Annotated in this window: 26 protein-coding genes, 2 tRNA genes and 1 other RNA gene; 22 read left to right on the forward strand and 7 right to left on the reverse strand. The window is 64.8% G+C overall.

The genetic code is table 11. From position 1 onward, the window contains the following. The first annotated feature begins 59 nt into the window (after positions 1-59). The 3 genes from JDO7802_RS10125 to JDO7802_RS10130 all read left to right on the forward strand — a co-directional run bounded on the left by JDO7802_RS10125 (position 60) and on the right by JDO7802_RS10130 (position 2187). The gene (locus tag JDO7802_RS10125) at positions 60-1448 is read left to right on the forward strand and encodes a sensor histidine kinase (RefSeq protein ID WP_055085208.1); all 1389 of its coding nucleotides are present in this window, start codon (positions 60-62) and stop codon (positions 1446-1448) included. Between the two features lie 96 nt (positions 1449-1544). Then, a complete protein-coding gene (locus tag JDO7802_RS17975; protein WP_144430593.1) occupies positions 1545-1814 on the forward strand; it encodes a hypothetical protein in 270 nt (89 codons plus the stop codon). A 296-nt stretch (positions 1815-2110) separates the two neighbouring features. After that, positions 2111-2187, forward strand: a tRNA-Arg gene (locus JDO7802_RS10130). Between the two features lie 39 nt (positions 2188-2226). Here JDO7802_RS10130 and JDO7802_RS10135 read toward each other — a convergent pair. Further along, positions 2227-3336, reverse strand: coding sequence for a THUMP domain-containing class I SAM-dependent RNA methyltransferase (locus tag JDO7802_RS10135; RefSeq protein WP_055085210.1), 1110 nt, complete (start codon positions 3334-3336; stop codon positions 2227-2229). Positions 3337-3373: 37 nt separating this feature from the next. Next, on the reverse strand, positions 3374-4402 hold the full coding sequence (locus JDO7802_RS10140) for a ribose-phosphate pyrophosphokinase (RefSeq protein ID WP_055085212.1): 1029 nt from the start codon (positions 4400-4402) through the stop codon (positions 3374-3376). Between the two features lie 97 nt (positions 4403-4499). On the opposite strand from JDO7802_RS10140, the gene JDO7802_RS10145 reads away from it, so the two are divergent. Both JDO7802_RS10145 and JDO7802_RS10150 read left to right on the forward strand, forming a co-directional pair. Then, positions 4500-5093 carry a 2-hydroxychromene-2-carboxylate isomerase gene (locus JDO7802_RS10145; protein ID WP_187298124.1) on the forward strand — a complete coding sequence of 198 codons (594 nt, stop codon included), beginning with the start codon at positions 4500-4502 and terminating at the stop codon, positions 5091-5093. Continuing rightward, complete coding sequence (locus tag JDO7802_RS10150; protein WP_055085216.1) at positions 5093-5833, forward strand: alpha/beta fold hydrolase; 741 nt, start codon at positions 5093-5095, stop codon at positions 5831-5833. Before JDO7802_RS10145 ends, JDO7802_RS10150 begins: the two co-directional genes overlap by 1 nt. Before the next feature lie 16 nt (positions 5834-5849). Here the strand turns inward: JDO7802_RS10150 and ssrS are convergent. Then, positions 5850-6004, reverse strand: a non-coding RNA gene (gene ssrS, locus JDO7802_RS18935) — 6S RNA. Positions 6005-6097: 93 nt separating this feature from the next. Between ssrS and JDO7802_RS10155 the strand changes: the two genes are divergently transcribed. Further along, positions 6098-6559, forward strand: coding sequence for an MmcB family DNA repair protein (locus JDO7802_RS10155; RefSeq protein ID WP_055085218.1), 462 nt, complete (start codon positions 6098-6100; stop codon positions 6557-6559). Here JDO7802_RS10155 and JDO7802_RS10160 read toward each other — a convergent pair. Next, complete coding sequence (locus JDO7802_RS10160; protein ID WP_055085220.1) at positions 6556-6738, reverse strand: DUF6324 family protein; 183 nt, start codon at positions 6736-6738, stop codon at positions 6556-6558. The genes JDO7802_RS10155 and JDO7802_RS10160 overlap by 4 nt on opposite strands. A 45-nt stretch (positions 6739-6783) precedes the next feature. On the opposite strand from JDO7802_RS10160, the gene JDO7802_RS10165 reads away from it, so the two are divergent. The 3 genes from JDO7802_RS10165 (at position 6784) to alaE (ending at position 7842) form a co-directional block, all read left to right on the forward strand. After that, the gene (locus JDO7802_RS10165) at positions 6784-7272 is read left to right on the forward strand and encodes a GNAT family N-acetyltransferase (protein ID WP_055085223.1); all 489 of its coding nucleotides are present in this window, start codon (positions 6784-6786) and stop codon (positions 7270-7272) included. A gap of 58 nt (positions 7273-7330) precedes the next feature. Beyond that, a tRNA-His gene (locus JDO7802_RS10170) sits at positions 7331-7407 on the forward strand. A 33-nt stretch (positions 7408-7440) separates the two neighbouring features. Continuing rightward, positions 7441-7842: an L-alanine exporter AlaE gene (alaE, locus tag JDO7802_RS10175; RefSeq protein WP_055085225.1), complete on the forward strand. Its 402-nt coding sequence runs from the start codon at positions 7441-7443 to the stop codon at positions 7840-7842. Here alaE and JDO7802_RS10180 read toward each other — a convergent pair. Beyond that, the gene (locus JDO7802_RS10180; RefSeq protein ID WP_055085227.1) at positions 7836-9023 is read right to left on the reverse strand and encodes a MalY/PatB family protein; all 1188 of its coding nucleotides are present in this window, start codon (positions 9021-9023) and stop codon (positions 7836-7838) included. The two genes, alaE and JDO7802_RS10180, sit on opposite strands and share 7 nt — an antisense overlap. An 81-nt stretch (positions 9024-9104) precedes the next feature. Here JDO7802_RS10180 and def (JDO7802_RS10185) point away from each other — a divergent pair, with 81 nt between their 5' ends. The 7 genes from def (JDO7802_RS10185) (at position 9105) to ispH (ending at position 13285) form a co-directional block, all read left to right on the forward strand. Beyond that, a complete protein-coding gene (gene def, locus JDO7802_RS10185) occupies positions 9105-9623 on the forward strand; it encodes a peptide deformylase (RefSeq protein ID WP_055085229.1) in 519 nt (172 codons plus the stop codon). Between the two features lie 18 nt (positions 9624-9641). Then, positions 9642-10088, forward strand: a complete 447-nt coding sequence (locus JDO7802_RS10190) for a peptide deformylase (RefSeq protein ID WP_245624170.1) — start codon at positions 9642-9644, stop codon at positions 10086-10088. Then, positions 10085-10576, forward strand: coding sequence for a peptide deformylase (gene def / locus JDO7802_RS10195; RefSeq protein WP_055085231.1), 492 nt, complete (start codon positions 10085-10087; stop codon positions 10574-10576). Before JDO7802_RS10190 ends, def (JDO7802_RS10195) begins: the two co-directional genes overlap by 4 nt. Positions 10577-10586: 10 nt before the next feature. Continuing rightward, positions 10587-11507 carry a methionyl-tRNA formyltransferase gene (gene fmt, locus JDO7802_RS10200; RefSeq protein WP_055085232.1) on the forward strand — a complete coding sequence of 307 codons (921 nt, stop codon included), beginning with the start codon at positions 10587-10589 and terminating at the stop codon, positions 11505-11507. A 44-nt stretch (positions 11508-11551) separates the two neighbouring features. Continuing rightward, positions 11552-11788, forward strand: a complete 237-nt coding sequence (locus JDO7802_RS10205; protein ID WP_055085234.1) for a hypothetical protein — start codon at positions 11552-11554, stop codon at positions 11786-11788. Between the two features lie 156 nt (positions 11789-11944). Continuing rightward, the gene (locus tag JDO7802_RS10210; RefSeq protein WP_055085237.1) at positions 11945-12205 is read left to right on the forward strand and encodes a hypothetical protein; all 261 of its coding nucleotides are present in this window, start codon (positions 11945-11947) and stop codon (positions 12203-12205) included. A gap of 129 nt (positions 12206-12334) precedes the next feature. Then, the gene (gene ispH / locus JDO7802_RS10215) at positions 12335-13285 is read left to right on the forward strand and encodes a 4-hydroxy-3-methylbut-2-enyl diphosphate reductase (RefSeq protein ID WP_055085239.1); all 951 of its coding nucleotides are present in this window, start codon (positions 12335-12337) and stop codon (positions 13283-13285) included. Here the strand turns inward: ispH and JDO7802_RS10220 are convergent. Beyond that, positions 13251-13982: a hypothetical protein gene (locus JDO7802_RS10220; protein WP_055085241.1), complete on the reverse strand. Its 732-nt coding sequence runs from the start codon at positions 13980-13982 to the stop codon at positions 13251-13253. The genes ispH and JDO7802_RS10220 overlap by 35 nt on opposite strands. A gap of 118 nt (positions 13983-14100) precedes the next feature. On the opposite strand from JDO7802_RS10220, the gene JDO7802_RS10225 reads away from it, so the two are divergent. The 6 genes from JDO7802_RS10225 (at position 14101) to JDO7802_RS10250 (ending at position 17280) form a co-directional block, all read left to right on the forward strand. Next, positions 14101-14718, forward strand: coding sequence for a LysE family translocator (locus tag JDO7802_RS10225; RefSeq protein ID WP_055085242.1), 618 nt, complete (start codon positions 14101-14103; stop codon positions 14716-14718). Positions 14719-14780: 62 nt separating this feature from the next. Beyond that, the gene (locus JDO7802_RS10230) at positions 14781-15230 is read left to right on the forward strand and encodes a DUF3429 domain-containing protein (RefSeq protein ID WP_055087201.1); all 450 of its coding nucleotides are present in this window, start codon (positions 14781-14783) and stop codon (positions 15228-15230) included. Beyond that, positions 15227-15820 carry a methyltransferase domain-containing protein gene (locus JDO7802_RS10235; protein WP_222836402.1) on the forward strand — a complete coding sequence of 198 codons (594 nt, stop codon included), beginning with the start codon at positions 15227-15229 and terminating at the stop codon, positions 15818-15820. The genes JDO7802_RS10230 and JDO7802_RS10235 overlap by 4 nt, the downstream gene beginning before the upstream one ends. Next, positions 15813-16277, forward strand: a complete 465-nt coding sequence (gene rnhA, locus JDO7802_RS10240; protein ID WP_055085246.1) for a ribonuclease HI — start codon at positions 15813-15815, stop codon at positions 16275-16277. Before JDO7802_RS10235 ends, rnhA begins: the two co-directional genes overlap by 8 nt. Continuing rightward, on the forward strand, positions 16274-16660 hold the full coding sequence (locus tag JDO7802_RS10245; RefSeq protein WP_055085248.1) for an NUDIX domain-containing protein: 387 nt from the start codon (positions 16274-16276) through the stop codon (positions 16658-16660). Before rnhA ends, JDO7802_RS10245 begins: the two co-directional genes overlap by 4 nt. Then, on the forward strand, positions 16657-17280 hold the full coding sequence (locus JDO7802_RS10250) for a trimeric intracellular cation channel family protein (protein WP_055085250.1): 624 nt from the start codon (positions 16657-16659) through the stop codon (positions 17278-17280). The genes JDO7802_RS10245 and JDO7802_RS10250 overlap by 4 nt, the downstream gene beginning before the upstream one ends. Here the strand turns inward: JDO7802_RS10250 and JDO7802_RS10255 are convergent, their stop codons facing one another. Further along, positions 17281-17862, reverse strand: coding sequence for a LabA-like NYN domain-containing protein (locus JDO7802_RS10255; protein ID WP_055085252.1), 582 nt, complete (start codon positions 17860-17862; stop codon positions 17281-17283). Between the last annotated feature and the right edge of the window lie 82 nt (positions 17863-17944).

Below are 17944 nucleotides of genomic sequence, written 5' to 3' on the forward strand. Positions count from 1 at the left end.
TCGCCAAGTCGCCACAAGGGCGCTAGGGTGCGCCCAAAGCCGTTTCAATCGGACGCCTGATGCTCAAGTCCCTCTCCGGTCGCTTCCTGATCCTGACGGTCATCTTCGTCATGCTGGCCGAAGTGCTGATCTTCGTGCCCTCCATCGCGCGGTTCCGGCTCGACTATCTTACGGACCGGATGGAGCGGGCGCAGATCGCGTCCCTGGCCCTGCTGGGCACTGGCGATATGATCGACGACGCGGTCGAGGCGGAGCTGCTGGAAAACGCCGGTGTGCTCAACGTCGTGCTGCGCCGCGACGCGCTGCGCCAACTGGTTCTGTCGTCGGATCTGCCCGGCCCCGTCGCCCGCACCGTCGATCTGCGCGATCCTTCCGCATTGGCCCTGATCGGCGACGCGATGATGCGCTTCGTCAGCCCCACGCCCGAGGTGATCCGCGTCATCGCCGAACCCGCCCGCGGCGGCGGCGTTCAGATCGAGGCGGCGATCGACACCGGTGATCTGCACAGGGCCATGATCGACTATGGCATCACGATCTTATGGCTCTCGCTGGTGATCTCGGTCATCACCTCCGTCTTCCTGTTCCTTGCCGTGCGCCGCCTGATGGTCCTGCCGGTCAAGAAACTCGCGCGCGAAATGGCCAGCTTCGCCTCCGCCCCCGAGGATGCCCGCCGCATCATCGAGCCATCCAGCGGCGTGCGCGAACTGCACGCCGCCGAAACCGCGCTCTACGAATTGGAAACCCAGCTCAGTCAGGCCCTGCGCCAGAAGGAGCGTCTGGCCCAGCTGGGCTCCGCCGTCGCCAAGATCAGCCACGACCTGCGCAACATCCTGACCACCGCGACCCTGCTGGCCGACCGTATGGAAAATGTCGACGACCCCACCATCCGCCGCATCGGTCCCAAGATCATCAAATCGCTGACCCGCGCCGTCACCCTGACCGAAGGCACGCTGGCCTTCGGCAAGGCCGAGGAATCGCCACCCTCGCTGCGGTTGCTCGATGCGGCCCCCTTCATGGAGGAGGTCTGCGAAGCCGAGCAGCTGGCCGTCGATGCCGGCACCGTGCGCATCCACCATTCGGTGCCGCCCGGCTTCCAACTGCGCGCCGACCCCGAACAGATGCACCGCATTTTGTGCAACCTGATCCGCAACGCGCGCCAGGCCGTGCAGGCGACGGGGCAGCCCGGCGAAATCGCCGTCACCGCGACCGAGGCGGACGACCACTGGCAGATCCGGGTGACCGACACTGGCCCCGGCCTGCCGCCACGCGCGCAGGAAAACCTCTTCCAGGCCTTCCAGGGCAACGTCCGCAAGGGCGGCACGGGCCTCGGCCTCGCCATCGCCTCCGAACTGGTGCGCGGCCACGGCGGCACCCTGACGCTGGAGAAGACGGGCGACGACGGCACCACCTTCCTGATCGAACTGCCGCAGCAGATGGGTGAGGTTTGAAGGCTTGTACCGGGGTGACTGTCCGCTGTGCGGACAAAGTTGCCGTTGAGATCAACCTTTGTTTAGTATGTAATCCTGTTGTCGGAGACCACAATAATGCCTGAAACGCTGCCCGTTGATGATGATCTAATCAAGCTTCTAGTTAGCCGTTCTGGAATACTCACAGTTGCCAATCTAAAAGTTGGCCTAGTCTCTGTTTTTATAGATATCGTGTGGGGTTACGATATCGGTGATCAATACGCTCACATCACCACAAATGTTTCTCCGGGAAGAGAAGGTTTAGAAATAGACTTCTTCTTCACCTCGGAAATTATCAGCTTGCTCGATTATGAGGATCAATCGGCACTTTTTGACTTTCCCATCTGACACTTTGGGCTCTCAGCAGCCATAGGCTCCGCGCGTGAACCGCGCTCGGTAGAGAATGAAGGTGAGGTTTGACCGAATATCAACGCGTCCGTCACCCAGTTGTTTAAGAAACTCACGCAACTCCGCACCCAAACTCGCACTAGCGCACCAAGGGTACCACTTTTCCATCACATTGTGCGATCCGATACGGGTGACGTAGATCACCCGTAGATCACCCGTTGGTCGCCCCGGTTTTGCGATGCTCTGAAATACCCCCTTGCGCCCCGCGCGCCTCGGGTCTATCCCGCCCTCGTAGTGCGCTGGTAGCTCAGTTGGATAGAGTACTTGACTACGAATCAAGGGGTCGGGGGTTCGAATCCTCCCCAGCGCGCCATTCCTCCAAAGAATTGATTTCCCTCGGGTTTCTGTGGCTTTACGGCAGTGGGTCCGTGCGGAACAGCGTCACGCGCAACCCACCGTGCGCCACCGGGTGCCCCGTGGGCAGGAACGGCAGCCCGGTCGCCTGCGCCAGGCTCGCCTCCGACGTGACGATCCCCACGCGCCAACCCGCGAACCGATCCTTCAAAGCCGCCCCCAAAGCGCCGTGTAATCCGTACAAAGGCTTTTTGTTTCCGACCCTTATGCCATAGGGCGGGTTCACGATCACCAGGCCCGGCGGCCCGTCCGGCGCGGTGATCTCGCTGACCGCCCGTTTCTGAAAATCAACCAAATCCGCCACCCCGGCCCGCTCCGCATTTTCGCGCGCGGCGGCGAACGATCCGGCATCGCGGTCGGATCCGTGAAAGCGCAGATCGGTCGCGCGCGGGGCAGGGGCGTCGGCTTTCATCTCGGCCCAGGCGTCGGCATCGAAACTCGCAAGTCGTTCAAAAGCAAAGGACCTTGCACGACCGGGCAGCAACCCTGTGGCGATCTCAGCGGCTTCGATGACGAAGGTGCCAGACCCGCACATCGGGTCCAGCACCGGCTCCGACCCGTCGTAGCCGCATTGCGCAAGGAACATCGCCGCCATCGTCTCGCGCAGGGGGGCCTTGCCGACGGCCTGCTTGTGGCCCCGCTTGTGCAACAGCCCGCCCGACGTATCGACCGACAGGCCGACCATGTTGTCATCGATCCGCGCCCTCACCACGATCTCCGCTTTGGGATCGATCGGCGCGCCCAGTTCCTCGGCGATGGCCCGTTCGATCCGTTCCTGCGCGGCGCCAGCGTGGTAGATTTTTGACTTGCGGTTGGTTGCCACTTCGACCCGCACGGGTATGTCGGCGCGCAGGATGTCCCCCCAGGGAAATTTGCGCGACCGCTTGTCCAGCTGGGCCAGGTGGAAGGCGCGGAATTCGCCGATCCGCGCCAGCACACGTCCCGCCCCGCGCAAGGTGAGGTTGGCGCGCCAGACGTCGGGCCAGCCGCCCTGGAAGATCACGCCGCCGGGAACGACTGTCAGGTCGGCGAACTCCGCAGCCGCAGCTTCGGCCGCCAGCGTCTGTTCCAGCCCCGGGGGGGCCATGAGGAATATTTCGAATGTCATGCCCGTCCCTAGCGGCAGATGCGGACGGGCGACAGCCTCAGGCGTCGATGGCGAGGCCGGGGTAGAGCGGTTCGTATATCGGTTCCAACGTCTGGGTGTCGAACAGCGACGACACGGAGGTGCCGTTCCAGATGTTCAGGATCGCCTGTGTAAACATCGGCGCGGTCGGCACGATGCGGATGTTGGCGCAATCCTTGACGGCCTGCGTCGGCTCGATCGTGTCGGTGATGACCAGCGATTTCAGCTTGGACTTGGTAATGCGGTCCACGGCAGGCCCCGACAGCACGCCGTGGGTGATGTAGGCGTGGACCTCGGACGCGCCCGCGTCGATCAGGACTTCGGCCGCTTTGCACAGGGTTCCGGCGGTGTCACAAATGTCATCGACGATGATGCACTTCTTGCCGGTGACATCGCCGATAACGGTCATCTCGGCCACTTCGCCCGCCTTTTCACGCCGCTTGTCCACGATGGACAGGGGGGCCTTGATCCGCTGCGCCAATTCCCGCGCGCGGGCCACGCCGCCGACGTCGGGCGATACGATCATCACGTCGTCCATCTGCCCTTGGAAATGATGCATCAGATCCAGCGCGAAAATCGGGGAAGCATAGAGGTTGTCGACCGGGATGTCGAAGAAGCCCTGGATCTGGGCGGCATGCAGGTCCATCGTCAGAACCCGCTCGATGCCCGAATTGGCGATCAGGTTGGCGACCAGTTTCGCGCTGATCGGTGTGCGCGCCTTGGTGCGACGATCTTGGCGGGCGTAGCCGAAATAGGGGATGACGGCGGTGATCCGGCTGGCCGACGACCGGCGCAGCGCGTCCGAGATGATCAGCAATTCCATCAGGTTGTCGTTGGCGGGGTTGGACGTGGACTGGACGATGAACATATCCTCGCCGCGCACGTTCTCGAACACCTCGACGAAGATTTCCTGATCGTTGAAGACCTCGACCCGTGCGTCCACCAGGCCGACCTTCACGCCCCGGTGCATCGACATCCGCCGACTGATTGCCTGGGCCAGCGGTTGGTTGGCGTTGCCGGAGATGATCTTGGGATCGGGGCTGGGCATGGGCAGTCCTTGCGTATCGAGGCGCAGCGCCGACTCGGGCGCGTTGCGCAGGGACTACCACCGGGCTAGCGGTTCTTCCAACAGTCCCGGAGGATACGTGATGCAGATCGACTACTACATGGCGACCATTTCGCCCTTTACCTATCTTTGCGGCACTCGTCCCGCCGAAATCGCGGCCAAGCATGGCGCGACGCTGACCTATAAGCCGTTGGATATCATGGCGCTGTTCGGGCGCACCGGGGGCACGCCGCCGAAGGACCGTCACGAAAACCGCAAGGCGTATCGACTGGTCGAGATACGCCGGACGGCAGCGAAGGTGGACATGCCGATCAACCTGCAGCCGGCGCATTGGCCGGCGAATCCCGCCCCGTCGTCCTATGCGATCATCGCCGCCGCGAAAGACGGGTCGGGCGACACGGCCGCGCTGGTCGCACGCCTGACGCGGGCCTGCTGGGCCGAGGAGCGCGACATCGCGCAAGACGACGTCATCGCCGATTGCCTGGAGGCGGCCGGATTCGACCGCGCCCTGGTCGACAAGGGCATGATGGAGGGAGCTGAAATCTATGCCCGAAACCTGGAGCAGGCCGTCGCGGCGGGTGTCTTCGGCGCGCCGTTCTTCATCGTGGATGGAGAGCCGTTCTGGGGGCAGGACCGGCTGGACGATCTGGATGCGTTTCTGGCCGCGCGCTGATGCGGCAGGTTCTGGCCCTTCACTGCATGCTTGCGTCGGGGGCGGCTTGGCGTGGCGTGCAGGCGGCGCTGCCCGGTGCGGAACTGACCTGCCCCGATCTGCCGGGCCACGGACGCGCGCCCGACTGGGACAGCGGTCCTTTCATGGATCAGGCGCTGGCCCTTGCGATGGCGGTGGCGCCGGAGGGGGCCTTCGACTTGATCGGGCACAGCTACGGCGGGTGCGTGGCGTTGCGGTTGCTGGCTGATTTCCCCGACCGCGTGCGCAGCCTCACCGTGATCGAGCCGGTGATGTTCGCCGCCGCCGCCGCGGACCTGAGGGCCGCGCAACGCGATGACATGGTCGGATTTAGAACAGCCCTCCAGGCAGGGGACAGGGACGCGGCGGCGCGGGCCTTCACAGCCGACTGGGGCGACGGGGGCGGGTGGGATGCCATGGCCGAGCGTCAGCGCGTCTATATCCGCGATCGCATCCACCTGATCGCGGCAAGCGGGCCGGGGATCGCAGACGATGCCCATGGCGTTTTGGACCGGTTGCCGACCGACGGGGGGCCGGTCTCGGTCGTCGTTCAGGACAATCCGCCGGCGATCGTCGCGGGGATCGCAGCCGGCCTTCGGGCGCGGATGCCGCAGGCGACCGTCACGTATCTTGGCCGGGATCACATGATCCCGATTACGGACGCGTCGGGGCTGGCCGCACATCTGAATGCAATCTGGAAGGATGTGGATCCGACCCCTTAGGGCCGGATCCGGGTGCGGTGAACCGTGGCAACCGTCGGATCATGTATTCCCGAGGACCTGTATGTACAGGTGGGCGCCAGGTAACGCAGCCAGGGCCGCGACAGAGCCAGCTCCCTCGGAATTGCTTAAGGCCACTGGAATTATGTCCGGTGACGGGAAGCACAGAAGCACCGCATCCCACACCTAGGGGCGGGCTGGTGAACCGGCAAGGGGCGGTTCGCCGCGGCTGGACTTTTGTTCACCTATCGTTCACATCTCGGGTCCATGAATGACGAGACACCGATCCACGCCCTGCAACCCGGCCAACTGCTGGCGCGCGGCGTCTGCCGCCACCTGCGCGACCACGATTTCACCTGTCTGGAGGAGTTTTCGCCCGAACGCGGCAAACGCCTCGACGTGATGGCGCTGGGTCCCAAGGGGGAGTTCTGGATCGTCGAATGCAAATCCAGCCGCGCCGATTTCAACGCCGACGCGAAGTGGCAGGGCTACCTCGAGTGGTCGGACCGCTATTTCTGGGCCGTCGATACCGATTTTCCGACCGATCTTCTGCCACCCGACACGGGGCTTATTCTGGCCGATGCCTTCGGGGCCGAAATCGTTCGAATGCCGGACCCGACGAAGCTGGCCGGCGCGCGGCGCAAGGCGCTGACGTTGCGGTTCGCGCGGTGTGCGGCCATGCGGGTGCAATGGGCACGTGACCCGATGATGGGTCAGCTGACCGGCTAGCGGCTGGCTGCAATGGCGGCTGCGGCGCGGATTTCCTCGGCGATCTCCAGCGCATCCTCGGGGTCGAAATCCATCGGGATTTCTACCGATCCGCTTTCGATGAACAAGCGGACCATGCCCGCATCGGTCGGAGCGATTTGCAGATTGGCCTCTGCGTCGGAAGGATCGTTGATACCCATGACGCGTGTCTAGACAGGGGCCGCCCGACGCGCAAGGCTGGACCCATGGACACCCACCTCACCCTTCGCGATCTGGCCCCCGGCGATGCCGGCTGGGTCCTGATGCGCCATGGTGAGCTCTACTGGACGGACGAGGGATACGATCATCGGTTCGAGGCGCTGGTCGCGGGTATCCTGGCGCAATTCATCACCGATCGCGGCCCGCAGGATCGGGCCTGGATCGCGGTGGACGCTCAGGAAGCGCGGCACGGCTGCATCTTTTGTGTCTGGCCCGCGCCGGACACCGCAAAGTTGCGAATGTTCCTGGTGGAGCCGGCGATGCGGGGCACTGGATTGGCGCAGCGCCTGTTGGAAGCGGTGATCGCGCATGCGCGGGGTAGGGGCGCGGCGCGGCTGGTCCTGTGGACCCATGAAAGCCACCGCGCGGCCGGCCGGCTTTATGGCCGCAACGGATTCGCGCTGCTGGACGAACGCCCGGTCGACGCTTTCGGGCAGCCCACGAAGGAGCAGACGTGGCAGTTGGATCTGCGGTGAAAACCACGCCGCCCCGGTCTTGCGCCCCGCCGATGCCTTCGCTAAACCGACCCCCGATGCCGCCTTAGCTCAGTTGGTTAGAGCACTGGTTTGTGGAACCAGGGGTCCCCCGTTCAAGCCGGGGAGGCGGTACCACCTCCCTGACATTTTCCGAAGGAAGGCTCCGATATCCGCGCCTTCATCGTCGATACGCTCGCCACGATCGTGTTCTTTACGCTTGTGGCCGGCGCGACGGAACTCCTGATCGTCGGCATGACGCCCGGACAGGTCCTTGCCACCCGTGCGGTGACGATCCCCGTGATGGTGCTGACGGGGCGGCCATACGGTCGCTGGCGCGATGCGGTCCTTACGCGGGTTGCCGGTAGCGGTCCGGTCGCGCGGACGCTGGCCGATGTCGGCGCGTTTCTGACGTTCCAAGTGCCAGTCTATGGCGCAATCCTGATGCTGGCCGATGCCACCACGGGCCAGGTCGCCGCAGCACTCACGTCGGCAACGTTTTTCATGGTGATCCTCGCGCGGCCCTTCGGTCTTTTCCTTGATGCAGCGCGGCGAATCGCGGCGCGTTACTGAAGGTCTGCGAAGGCGGCCTGCATCCGCTCGACCGCCGCGACCACGTTGGCGCGGGGTGTGGCGATGTTGAAGCGCAGGAACGACTCACCGCCCTTGCCGAAGGTCGGGCCGTGGTTCGCTGCGATCTTTGCGTCCTGCTCGGTGCGGCGGGTGAATTCTTCGCGGGTCATGCCGGTCCCCGAGAAGTCGACCCAGCTGAGGTAGGTCGCTTGCAAAGGCACCGACTTCAGACCGGGAATTGCGTTGATCCCCGCGTCGAAGATGCGTCGGTTGCCATCCAGATATTCGATAAGCCCATCGAGCCATCGCGCACCCTCGGGCGAATAGGCCGCCTTTGCCATAAACAGACCGAAGGAATTCGGGGACAGGCCAAGGCCAAGCATCTTCTTGGCGAACTGCGCGCGCAGCGCCGCGTCGTCGACGATGACATTGCCCGAATGGCTGCCGGCGATGTTGAAGGTCTTGGTGGTGGCCGTCATCATCACCAAATGGTCGGCCACGCCGTCGATGTTGGCCATCGGGATGTGGGTGTTGCCGGGATAGACCAGGTCGTGGTGGATCTCGTCCGATACCAGGATCAGGTCGTGACGCCGCGCGAAGGCCGCGAAGCCTTCCAACTCGTCGCGCGTCCAGACCCGGCCGTTCGGATTGTGCGGCGAGCACAGGATCATCATCTTCGCCCCGCCGTCCGCCGCCACGACCTTGTCCCACGCGTCAAAATCAACGGTGTAGGTCGTGCCGTCGAACGGCATTTCGCATTCGATCACCCGTCGGTCATTGCCTTTGATCACCTTGGCGAAGGCATGATAGACAGGTGTGAACAACACGATGCCATCGCCCGGATCGGACCATGTATCGACGCAAAGCGCGGTGCCGTTGACCAGGCCATGGGTCGTGAAGATCGCGGCCGGATCGACCGTCCAGCCGTGCCGCTCTTTCATCCACCAGCAAATCGCGGCGCGGTAGTCGCTGTCGTCGCCGTAGTAGCCGATGATGCCGTGATCCAACTGGTCGCGCACAGCGTCGAGCACGACCTGCGGCGGGCGAAAGTCCATGTCAGCGACCCACATGGCGATGCCGTCTTCGCGGGGCACGCCATAGATACTCTCCATCATGTCCCATTTCACGCAGTCGGTGCCGCGGCGGTCGATGATCTGGTCGAAACGGGGGTCGGCGTTCATGGCAGGTCTCCTTTGTCTGCCGGAGCCTAGACGCTGCGACCCCGGTTGCAAGACAATCGCGTGCGGACTATTCCGGCGGCCATGAAACGACCGATCCTGATCCATCCCGATCCGCGCCTCAAACAGGTCGCAGCCGCCGTGCCCGACCTGTCGGACGAGCGTCGGACGCTGGCCGCCGACCTTTTGGAGACGATGTACGACGCCCCCGGCATCGGCCTGGCCGCGCCGCAGGTTGGCGTGATGGAGCGTCTGATCGTCGTCGATTGCGTAAAGGAGGAAGGGGCCAAGCCCCGGCCCCTGGTGATGTTCAACCCCGAGATCGTGGCCGCGTCGGACCGGGTTTCGGTCTATGAGGAAGGGTGTCTGTCGATCCCCGACCAATACGCAGAGGTGACCCGGCCCGCCGAAGTGACGGTGCGCTGGATGGACGAGAACGGTAACGAGCGGAGCGAAGACATGGCCGGGCTTTGGGCGACCTGCGTGCAGCACGAGATCGACCATCTGGAGGGCAAGCTCTTCATCGACTACCTCGGCCCGATGAAGCGGCAAGTGATCACCCGGCGCATGGTCAAGCTGAAGCGGGAAATGGCGCGTGGATAACCGTCATGGGTCGGGCCGGTGATCCGCCCGATCGTCATGGCACCCGATCCCGTGCTGTCGGTTTCGTGCGATGCCGCGACGGGTGACGTCACCGAACTGGCGCGCGACATGCTCGACACGATGTATGCGGCCACGGGACGCGGGTTGGCCGCGCCGCAGGTCGCCGTCTCGCAGCGGATCTTCGTTATGGATTGCACTTGGAAAGAAGGCGTGCCGGACCCGCGCGTCTTCGTGAACCCCGAGATCGCGGCGCGGACGGGGCGTCAGGTCAACGTCGAGGCGTGCCTGTCGATTCCCGACACACCGCGCAGGGTCGAACGGCCCGCGGAGGTCGATCTGAGTTTCGACGCGCCCGGCGGTCGCCGGAGCGAACGGTTCGCCGGCTTCGCCGCCGCCTGTATCTGTCACGAGATTGATCATCTGAACGGCGTCCTGATCACCGATCTTCCGGAAGCGGACGAATGACGCCGCGCCCCTTCGTCATGTGGCCCGATCGCCGGCTGACCGTGCCCGCGGCGCGGGTGGAAGAGATCACCGACGAGGTGCGCGCGATTTGGGACGAGATGATCGCGGCGATGCGCGCCATGCCTGGCGTCGGTCTGGCCGCGCCGCAGCTTGGTATCCCGCTGCGTCTGGCGGTGGTCGATGCGGACGACGGGTTCGGCGTCACGCGACTGGCCAATCCGCATGTCGTTCACGCCAGCGGCGTGATGAACGAACACGAAGAAGCGTCGCCGAATTTGCCGGGCGTATCGGCCAGGGTCAGGCGTCCGCGTGCGGTGACGGTCGCCTACATCGACGAGACGGGAAGCGCGCGGGAACAGGATTTCGTGTTGCTGCGTGCGACGTCGGTGCAGCACCAGATCGATCATCTGGAGGGGCGGCTCTATTTTCATCGCCTGTCGAAGCTGAAGCGTGACATGCTGCTCAAGAAGGCCCGCCGGGCCGGATGAGGGGGACGACATGCGGGTGATCTTCATGGGAACGCCGGAGTTCTCGGTGCCCGTCCTCGACGCGCTGGTCGAGGCGGACCACGAGGTCGTCGCCGTCTATTCGCAGCCGCCCCGTCCCGCCGGTCGGGGCAAAAAGGACCGGCCCAGCCCGGTGCAGGCACGGGCCGAGGCACTGGGGCTGCAGGTGCGCACGCCCGCTTCGCTGAAACGACTGGAAGTGCGGGGAGATTTCGCGGCGCTGAACGCGGATGTGGCCGTCGTCGTGGCTTATGGTCTGCTGCTGCCGCAGGAAGTTCTGGACGCGCCGACGCACGGCTGCATCAACGTCCATGCGTCGCTTCTGCCGCGCTGGCGCGGGGCGGCCCCGATCCACCGCGCCGTCATGGCGGGCGATGCCCGCACCGGCATTTGCATCATGCAGATGGAGGCGGGGCTGGACACCGGCCCGGTTCTTCTGCGCGAAGGGACGGATATCGGGCCGACGGACACGACGGGCGATCTGCACGATCGTTTGTCTGCGATGGGCGCGCGGCTGGCTGCGAAGGCCGTGGCACAGATCGACCGGCTGTCCCCCGTGGCTCAGCCCGAGGACGGCGTGACCTATGCCGCCAAGATCGACAAGGCCGAAGCGCGGGTGGATTTCGCATGGGACGCCGGGACGCTGGCGCGCCATATCAATGGCCTGTCGCCCTTTCCGGGGGCCTGGGTGGAGCGGGAGGGCGCGCGCCTGAAGCTGCTTCGTGCGGAAAGCATCGACCTGGAGGAAGCCGGCGCGCCCGGTACGGTGGTCGACGCCAAAGGGCTGGTGGTCACGACCGGGCAGGGTGCCTTGCGCCTGATCACGGTGCAGCCCGCCGGCAAGGGCGCCCAAGACGGGGTGGCGTTTCGCAACGGTGCACGGCTGGACGTCGGTGACCGGCTGGACGGATGAAGGCGTTTGCGGCATCAGGGATCAGATCCTGAAAGGCCGCCCCCATGTTCCTGACCCTCTTCGGCACCGTCGTGATCGCGGGGATCGTTGGCTACGCGTCCGAGCGGATGGAGTTCACCCACAACGGCTACATCCCGTCGATCATCATCTGCATCGGCGGCGCGTTCCTGTTTTTCTTCATCACGCTGATGTTTGGGATCGGGTTTCGATCGTCGGGGATGAATGCGATCCTGTCGTCCGTCGGCGCGTTGGTGATCGTGCCGACGCATTGGCGGAAATGACCGCGTTCACGTGACATCACTCCGGTTGAAATCATTCGTGTCCCCGACCGCGTCCCGCCCCTAAAAATAACACTATGCAGATCGCTTGGACGGGCGTAATGGCCAGAACACGGGCGGCTCGGTCTCGCCCCTCATTCTGGTTTCAGGCAATTCGTCATGATCCGTTCCATCCTGTCCGCTTCCCTCCTGTCGCTTGCCTTTCTGCCCCTCGCCCCCGTGGCGCAGGCCGCCGGGATGCAGCGTCTTGCCAATGGTCCGGCCGTGCCGATTGTCGGCAACGACGGTCGCTCCGATTTTCGCGGCGACGGTCGCCGCAGCGTCGGCTACCACGGCAACCATGGCTGGGCCCCCGGCACGCAATGCGCCACCGGCCTTACGATCACGCCCTTCGGCACCTGCGTGCGCCTGAAGAACTGATCCCGAAATTCCGTTGCGCGCGAAGCCGTCGTTGGCAAGGGCGGCGGACCTGCGGCGGACCGGTCCTTACGGCATGAGGGCTGGACGGGCCGCGACCGCGCCACTACCTCGGGGGCGGAGGTATATGCGATGACCAAAGCTCCCCTGACCCTGCACCTGGCGGCACCGCGCGGCTTCTGCGCCGGCGTGGACCGCGCGATCAAGATTGTCGAGATGGCGATCGAGAAGTGGGGCGCGCCCGTCTATGTCCGCCACGAGATCGTGCACAACAAGTTCGTGGTCGATGCCTTGCGTGAAAAAGGGGCCGTGTTCGTCGAAGAGCTGGAGGAATGTCCGCAGGACCGGCCCGTGATCTTCAGCGCGCATGGCGTGCCCAAATCGGTGCCCCAGGCCGCCGAGGCGCGCGAAATGCTGTATGTCGACGCGACCTGCCCATTGGTATCGAAAGTCCACATCGAAGCGGCGCGCCACCACGACGCGGGGCTGCAGATCGTGATGATCGGACATGCCGGCCACCCTGAAACGGTGGGCACGATGGGTCAGCTGCCCGAAGGAGAGGTCCTGCTGGTCGAAGTGCCCGAAGACGTCGCCGACCTGCAGCCGCGCGATACCGATCGCCTGGCTTTCGTGACGCAGACGACCCTGTCGGTGGACGACACGGCGGAGGTGGTCGCGGCACTGATGGCCCGGTTCCCCGCGATCGTCGGGCCGCACAAGGAAGACATCTGCTACGCCACCACGAACCGGCAGGAGGCGGTCAAGGCCATGGCCCCCGACTGCGACGCGATCCTGGTGGTCGGCGCGCCCAATTCATCGAATTCGAAACGCCTGGTGGAGGTCGGCGCGCGCGCGGGCTGTTCCTATGCGCAATTGGTGCAGCGGGCGGACGACATCGATTGGCGCAGTCTTGACGGAATCCGCAGCGTCGGCATCACCGCGGGAGCCAGCGCGCCGGAAGTGCTGATCGAAGAGGTGATCGATGCCTTCCGCGACCGCTATGACGTATCGGTGAACCCGGTCGTCACCGCCGAGGAGAACGTCGAATTCAAGGTGCCGCGGGTCCTGCGCCTGCCGGGGTAAACGCGTGAGCGAGCCGGCCGATGACATGGCCCAGCACGACCTCGATTAGGATGGGCCAGTCTCCAAAGTAGCCAGGATCGTCACCAATTTGCTGGCCGATGAGCAGGAACAACGTCACCGAGACGAAAATGGCGAGCGCGCTGCGCCGCAGAAAATGACCTGCTTCGGTGCGTGGGCCTTCCTGGGCAAGACGATTCCAGACGGCGCTGGCCTTGAAGCAGGATACCAGGATCGCGAGCACGAGCAGGGGCTGGATCGGTCTGTCGAACGGTGAGCCGATCAGGGACGCGAGCGGGACGATCGCGCCAACCATCGACCCCTGCAGGACCCCTGAAATCTTGGAGGTCCAGAGTGTACGAGCGAGATTGGCGATCAGACCCGGACCGGCTGGCGAGGGAACCGGCGGGATGATGAGGGGGCAAAGGACGCCACCGGCCGCCAGCCAGAAGAAACTTGCCGAGATCGCCGGTCGTGGTGGCCCCGTTCCGATGGCGAGAAGGAAGGCCAAGAGCAGCAAGATCGCAGGGAGGCGGATGCGGCGCGGGTCGGGACAGGATCCCGAAAGGGCCGGCTCGAAGGCGCTCCATGCAAGTGTGCGCGAAAAGGCCCACCACCCGAGGATGACAATTGCGCCGGTAATCGCGAGGGACCCGGATCGGTATAGATGCAATGCGTCAAACCGAAAGCCGCGGCGCATCGCGCGGGCGTGGATGTCAGCGGATGGAAGTTGCGAAGGCTGCGATGGCCGCGTGCCTGGGGGTGGCCGAACGACCTGACGGCTTGCCCGCCCCGGTCCGTTGCGGCAGGGTCGGAGCATGATAACGCTCCAGTTCCTTCTGACGGCCTTCGTCGTCGTCATCGCCCCGGGAACCGGTGTGGTGTACACGCTTGCAATGGGCCTTGGCCGGGGGCGACGCGCCGCGCTGGCCGCCGCCGCGGGTTGCACGCTGGGCATCGTGCCCGCGCTTTTGGCGGCGGCGCTGGGTCTGGCGGCCGTCCTACACGCCTCGGCGCTGCTGTTCAACGTGGTGAAATTCGCGGGCGTCGCCTATCTTTTGTGGATGGCTTGGGGTGCTTTGCGCCAAACCGGCGCGTTGGCCGTGAAACCGGCCGAAGCGCGGGGCGAGGGGCTGATGCGCATCGCGTGGCGCGGCACGTTGATCAATGTTCTCAATCCGAAGCTGTCCATCTTTTTCCTCGCCCTTCTGCCGCCTTTCCTGTCGGGGGATGCGAGCCGGGCAACGCTGGAAATGACGAGTCTGGGCGGGGTGTTCATGGCGCTGACCTTCGCCGTTTTCACGGTCTACGGTCTTTTTGCGGGGGCATTCCGCGATCGTCTGCTGGCCAGCGCGCGGGCGAAGGCCTGGCTGAACCGGTCGTTCGCGGCCGTCTTTGCAACGCTGGCCGGTCGACTGGCGTTGGAGCGGGCATAAGCGGCGCGACGTTTTTGCGGTTTCGCGGCGCGCGCACCCATGGCATCTGAGGGCGCATGTTGATCGCCCGTATCCCAACCTCCGCTCTATTGCTTGGCCTATCGGGTCTGCTGCCCTTCGTCTGGGGCGTTGTCACGATGTATTCCGACCCGCTGGCCGCGCGGACCGTCGACTGGGCCGGCCCCCGGTTCATCGGGCCGTATGTGGGCCTGTTCTACGGTTCGGTCATCCTGTCATTCATGTCCGGGGTCCTCTGGGGGTTTGCCACCAAGGCCGACGGTCAGGTCGCGGCCACGGGCTATGCCCTGTCGGTGCTGCCGGCCCTTTGGGCGTTCTTCATGACCGGGGGCGGGCCTGCGTCGGCGGCGGTTGCGCTGATCGCGGGGTTCATCGGGCTTCTGGGTTTGGACTGGCTGTTCTGGCAACAGGGGCTGGCCCCGGCGTGGTGGATGAAACTGCGCCTGATTTTGACGGTCGGAGTCGTCGTCTGCCTTTGGCCGATCGCGTTTTGAGCGACGCGCGGACGGTGGCGGTCTATGCGGCGCGGGCGTTGGAATACGACGCGATGGCACAGGACACGATTACCGATCGCAGGGCCTTCGTCGCAGCGCTGCCGGCCGGGGACGGACCGATCCTGGATTGGGGCTGCGGCCCCGGACATGATGCTGCGGCCTTTGCTGCGGCGGGCCTGTGGGTGGAGGCGACGGACGCTACCCCCGCCATGGTGGACCTTGCGGCCAAGAAGGGGGTCACCGCGCGCTGCGAAAGCTTCGAGGCGTTGCCCGAAACATCCCGAATGCGCGGCATCTGGGCCAATTTCTCTCTTCTTCACGCCGAGGCGGCCGCGTTGCCGGGTTTGATCGCGCGGGCCGCTTTCGCGCTCGTTCCCGGAGGTGTGCTTCACCTGGGAATGAAACGTGGGACCGGCACGGCGCGGGACGATCTGGACCGTCGCTATGCCTATGTCGAAGCGAAGGATCTGGATCGGATTACCGTCCGGGCCGGGCTGTCGCGCGTCGGCCTGCGGCATGGACGGGGGGCTGGCCTGAGCGGGAGAGACGACGATTATATCATCCATCTGAGCCGGAAATCCCATGACTGACCTGACTGCCTATACCGACGGCGCGTGTTCCGGAAACCCCGGTCCCGGCGGCTGGGGCGCGCTGCTGATCGCGACGCGAGACGGCAAAGTCATCAAGCAGCGCGAGCTTCAGGGCGGCGAGGCTGAAACGACGAACAACCGTATGGAGCTGATGGCGGCGATTTCCGCGTTGGAGGCGTTGGAGCGGCCATCGTCGCTGACGGTCGTCACCGATTCCGCCTATGTGAAGGGCGGGATCACGGCTTGGATGCACGGCTGGAAACGCAACGGATGGAAGACTTCGACCCGCAAGCCGGTAAAAAACGAAGACCTTTGGCGGCGTCTGGACGAGGCGCAGGCCCGGCACACGGTGGACTGGAAGTGGGTCAAGGGACACGCAGGACATCCCGAAAACGAAAAGGCCGACGAATTGGCGCGTGCGGGCATGGCCCCGTTCAAGCCGGGAAAGCGCGGATGATCCGGGCCGTCGCCTGTCCGGTGGTGCGGCGGGGGCGCGACATCCTTGCGTTTCGACACCCGCTGGCCGGACACCAGATCGTAAAGGGCGGGATCGAGCCAGGAGAGGACGCAGAAGCGGCGGCCCTGCGCGAGCTGTCGGAGGAAGCGGGGATTGCTGGCGCAGCGGCTTGGCCGATTGCCACGCGATGCGATGTTCAGCCAGGCGAACGGTGGCATTTCTTCGACGTGACCACGAATTCGCTTCCCGAGCGTTGGACGCATCACACGAAAGACAACGGTGGCCATACCTTCGCGTTTTTCTGGCTGACGTCGCGGGACGACCTTTCGGGGTTTGCGCCGCGGTTTCAGCGGGCGATCGAGATTGTGCGGGCGGCGGCATGACCCTGACGCTGGCACTCGACCTGGCGTCAGTCCTGGTGTTCGCGATCACCGGTGCCCTTGTTGCGGCGCGAGCGCAGCTCGACCCCGTGGGTTTCGTTTTCATTGCCTGCCTGACGGCCGTGGGCGGCGGTACGGTGCGCGACCTGCTGCTGGGGCGCGACCCGGTATTCTGGATTGCCGATCCGACGCCGCTGGCCGTGGCCGGATCCGCGGCGATGGTTGTCTTCTTTACGCATCATCTTGTTGCATCGCGGATGGCCTGGATCATCTGGCTTGATGCCGTGGCGCTTTCCATCGCTGTGGCGGCGGGGGTCGGCGTCGCACACGGACTGGCGCAACCGATCTGGGTACAGGTCGTGATGGGGGTCGCGACGGGCTGCATGGGGGGGCTGTTGCGGGATGTCATCGTCGGAGATGTCCCGCTGGTCCTGACATCCGGGGAACTTTATGTGACCGCGGCGTTGGCCGGGGGCGGCGCGGCGGTGTTGACGCGCGAAGCCGGGGTGCAGGGCCTTGGGCCACTGGCCGCCTGCGTCGCGGTCACCTTCGTGCTGCGGGCGGGGGCGATCCGCTTCGGCTGGGCGCTGCCCGCGTTCAGGCCGCGGCCCCCGCGCGCCTGATCATTCGGCGGCGGCTGTCGTGGTGACGGCCTCGTCCTCCGTCGCGCGCGTCTGGCGCGCGGGGCGGCCGATCACGTCGCGCAATTCGTCCAGTTCGATGAAATTATCGGCCTGACGGCGCAGGTCGTCGGCGATCATCGGCGGCTGGCTGCGGATGGTGGAACACACCGAGACGCGCACGCCCTTGCGTTGAAGGGCGGCCACAAGAGGGCGGAAATCGCCGTCGCCGGAAAACAGAACGATGTGATCCACATGGTCAGCAGTTTCCAAGGCGTCCACGGCCAATTCGATGTCCATGTTGCCCTTGATCTTCCGACGGCCCTGGCTGTCGGTGAATTCCTTGGCCGGTTTGGTCACCATCGTGAAGCCATTGTACTGCAACCAGTCGACCAGCGGACGGATCGGCGAGTACTCGTCGTTTTCAAGAAGGGCTGTGTAGTAGAAGGCCCGCAGCAATTTGCCGCGGCGCACAAACTCCGTTCGCAGCAGCTTGTAGTCGATATCGAATGAAAGTGCCTTGGCGGCGGCATACAGATTGGAGCCGTCGATGAAGAGCGCCAGACGCTCGTCTCGGTAAAACATTATAAATCCTTTATTGGATTCAGGCCGTTGGCAAGGAAGCGAAAGTGAGAAAGCCAGCGGCGCTTTCATCCATTTCATGCAA

The sequence above is a fragment of the Jannaschia donghaensis genome (assembly GCF_001403795.1).
In the GTDB taxonomy this organism is placed as follows: Bacteria; Pseudomonadota; Alphaproteobacteria; order Rhodobacterales; family Rhodobacteraceae; genus Jannaschia; species Jannaschia donghaensis.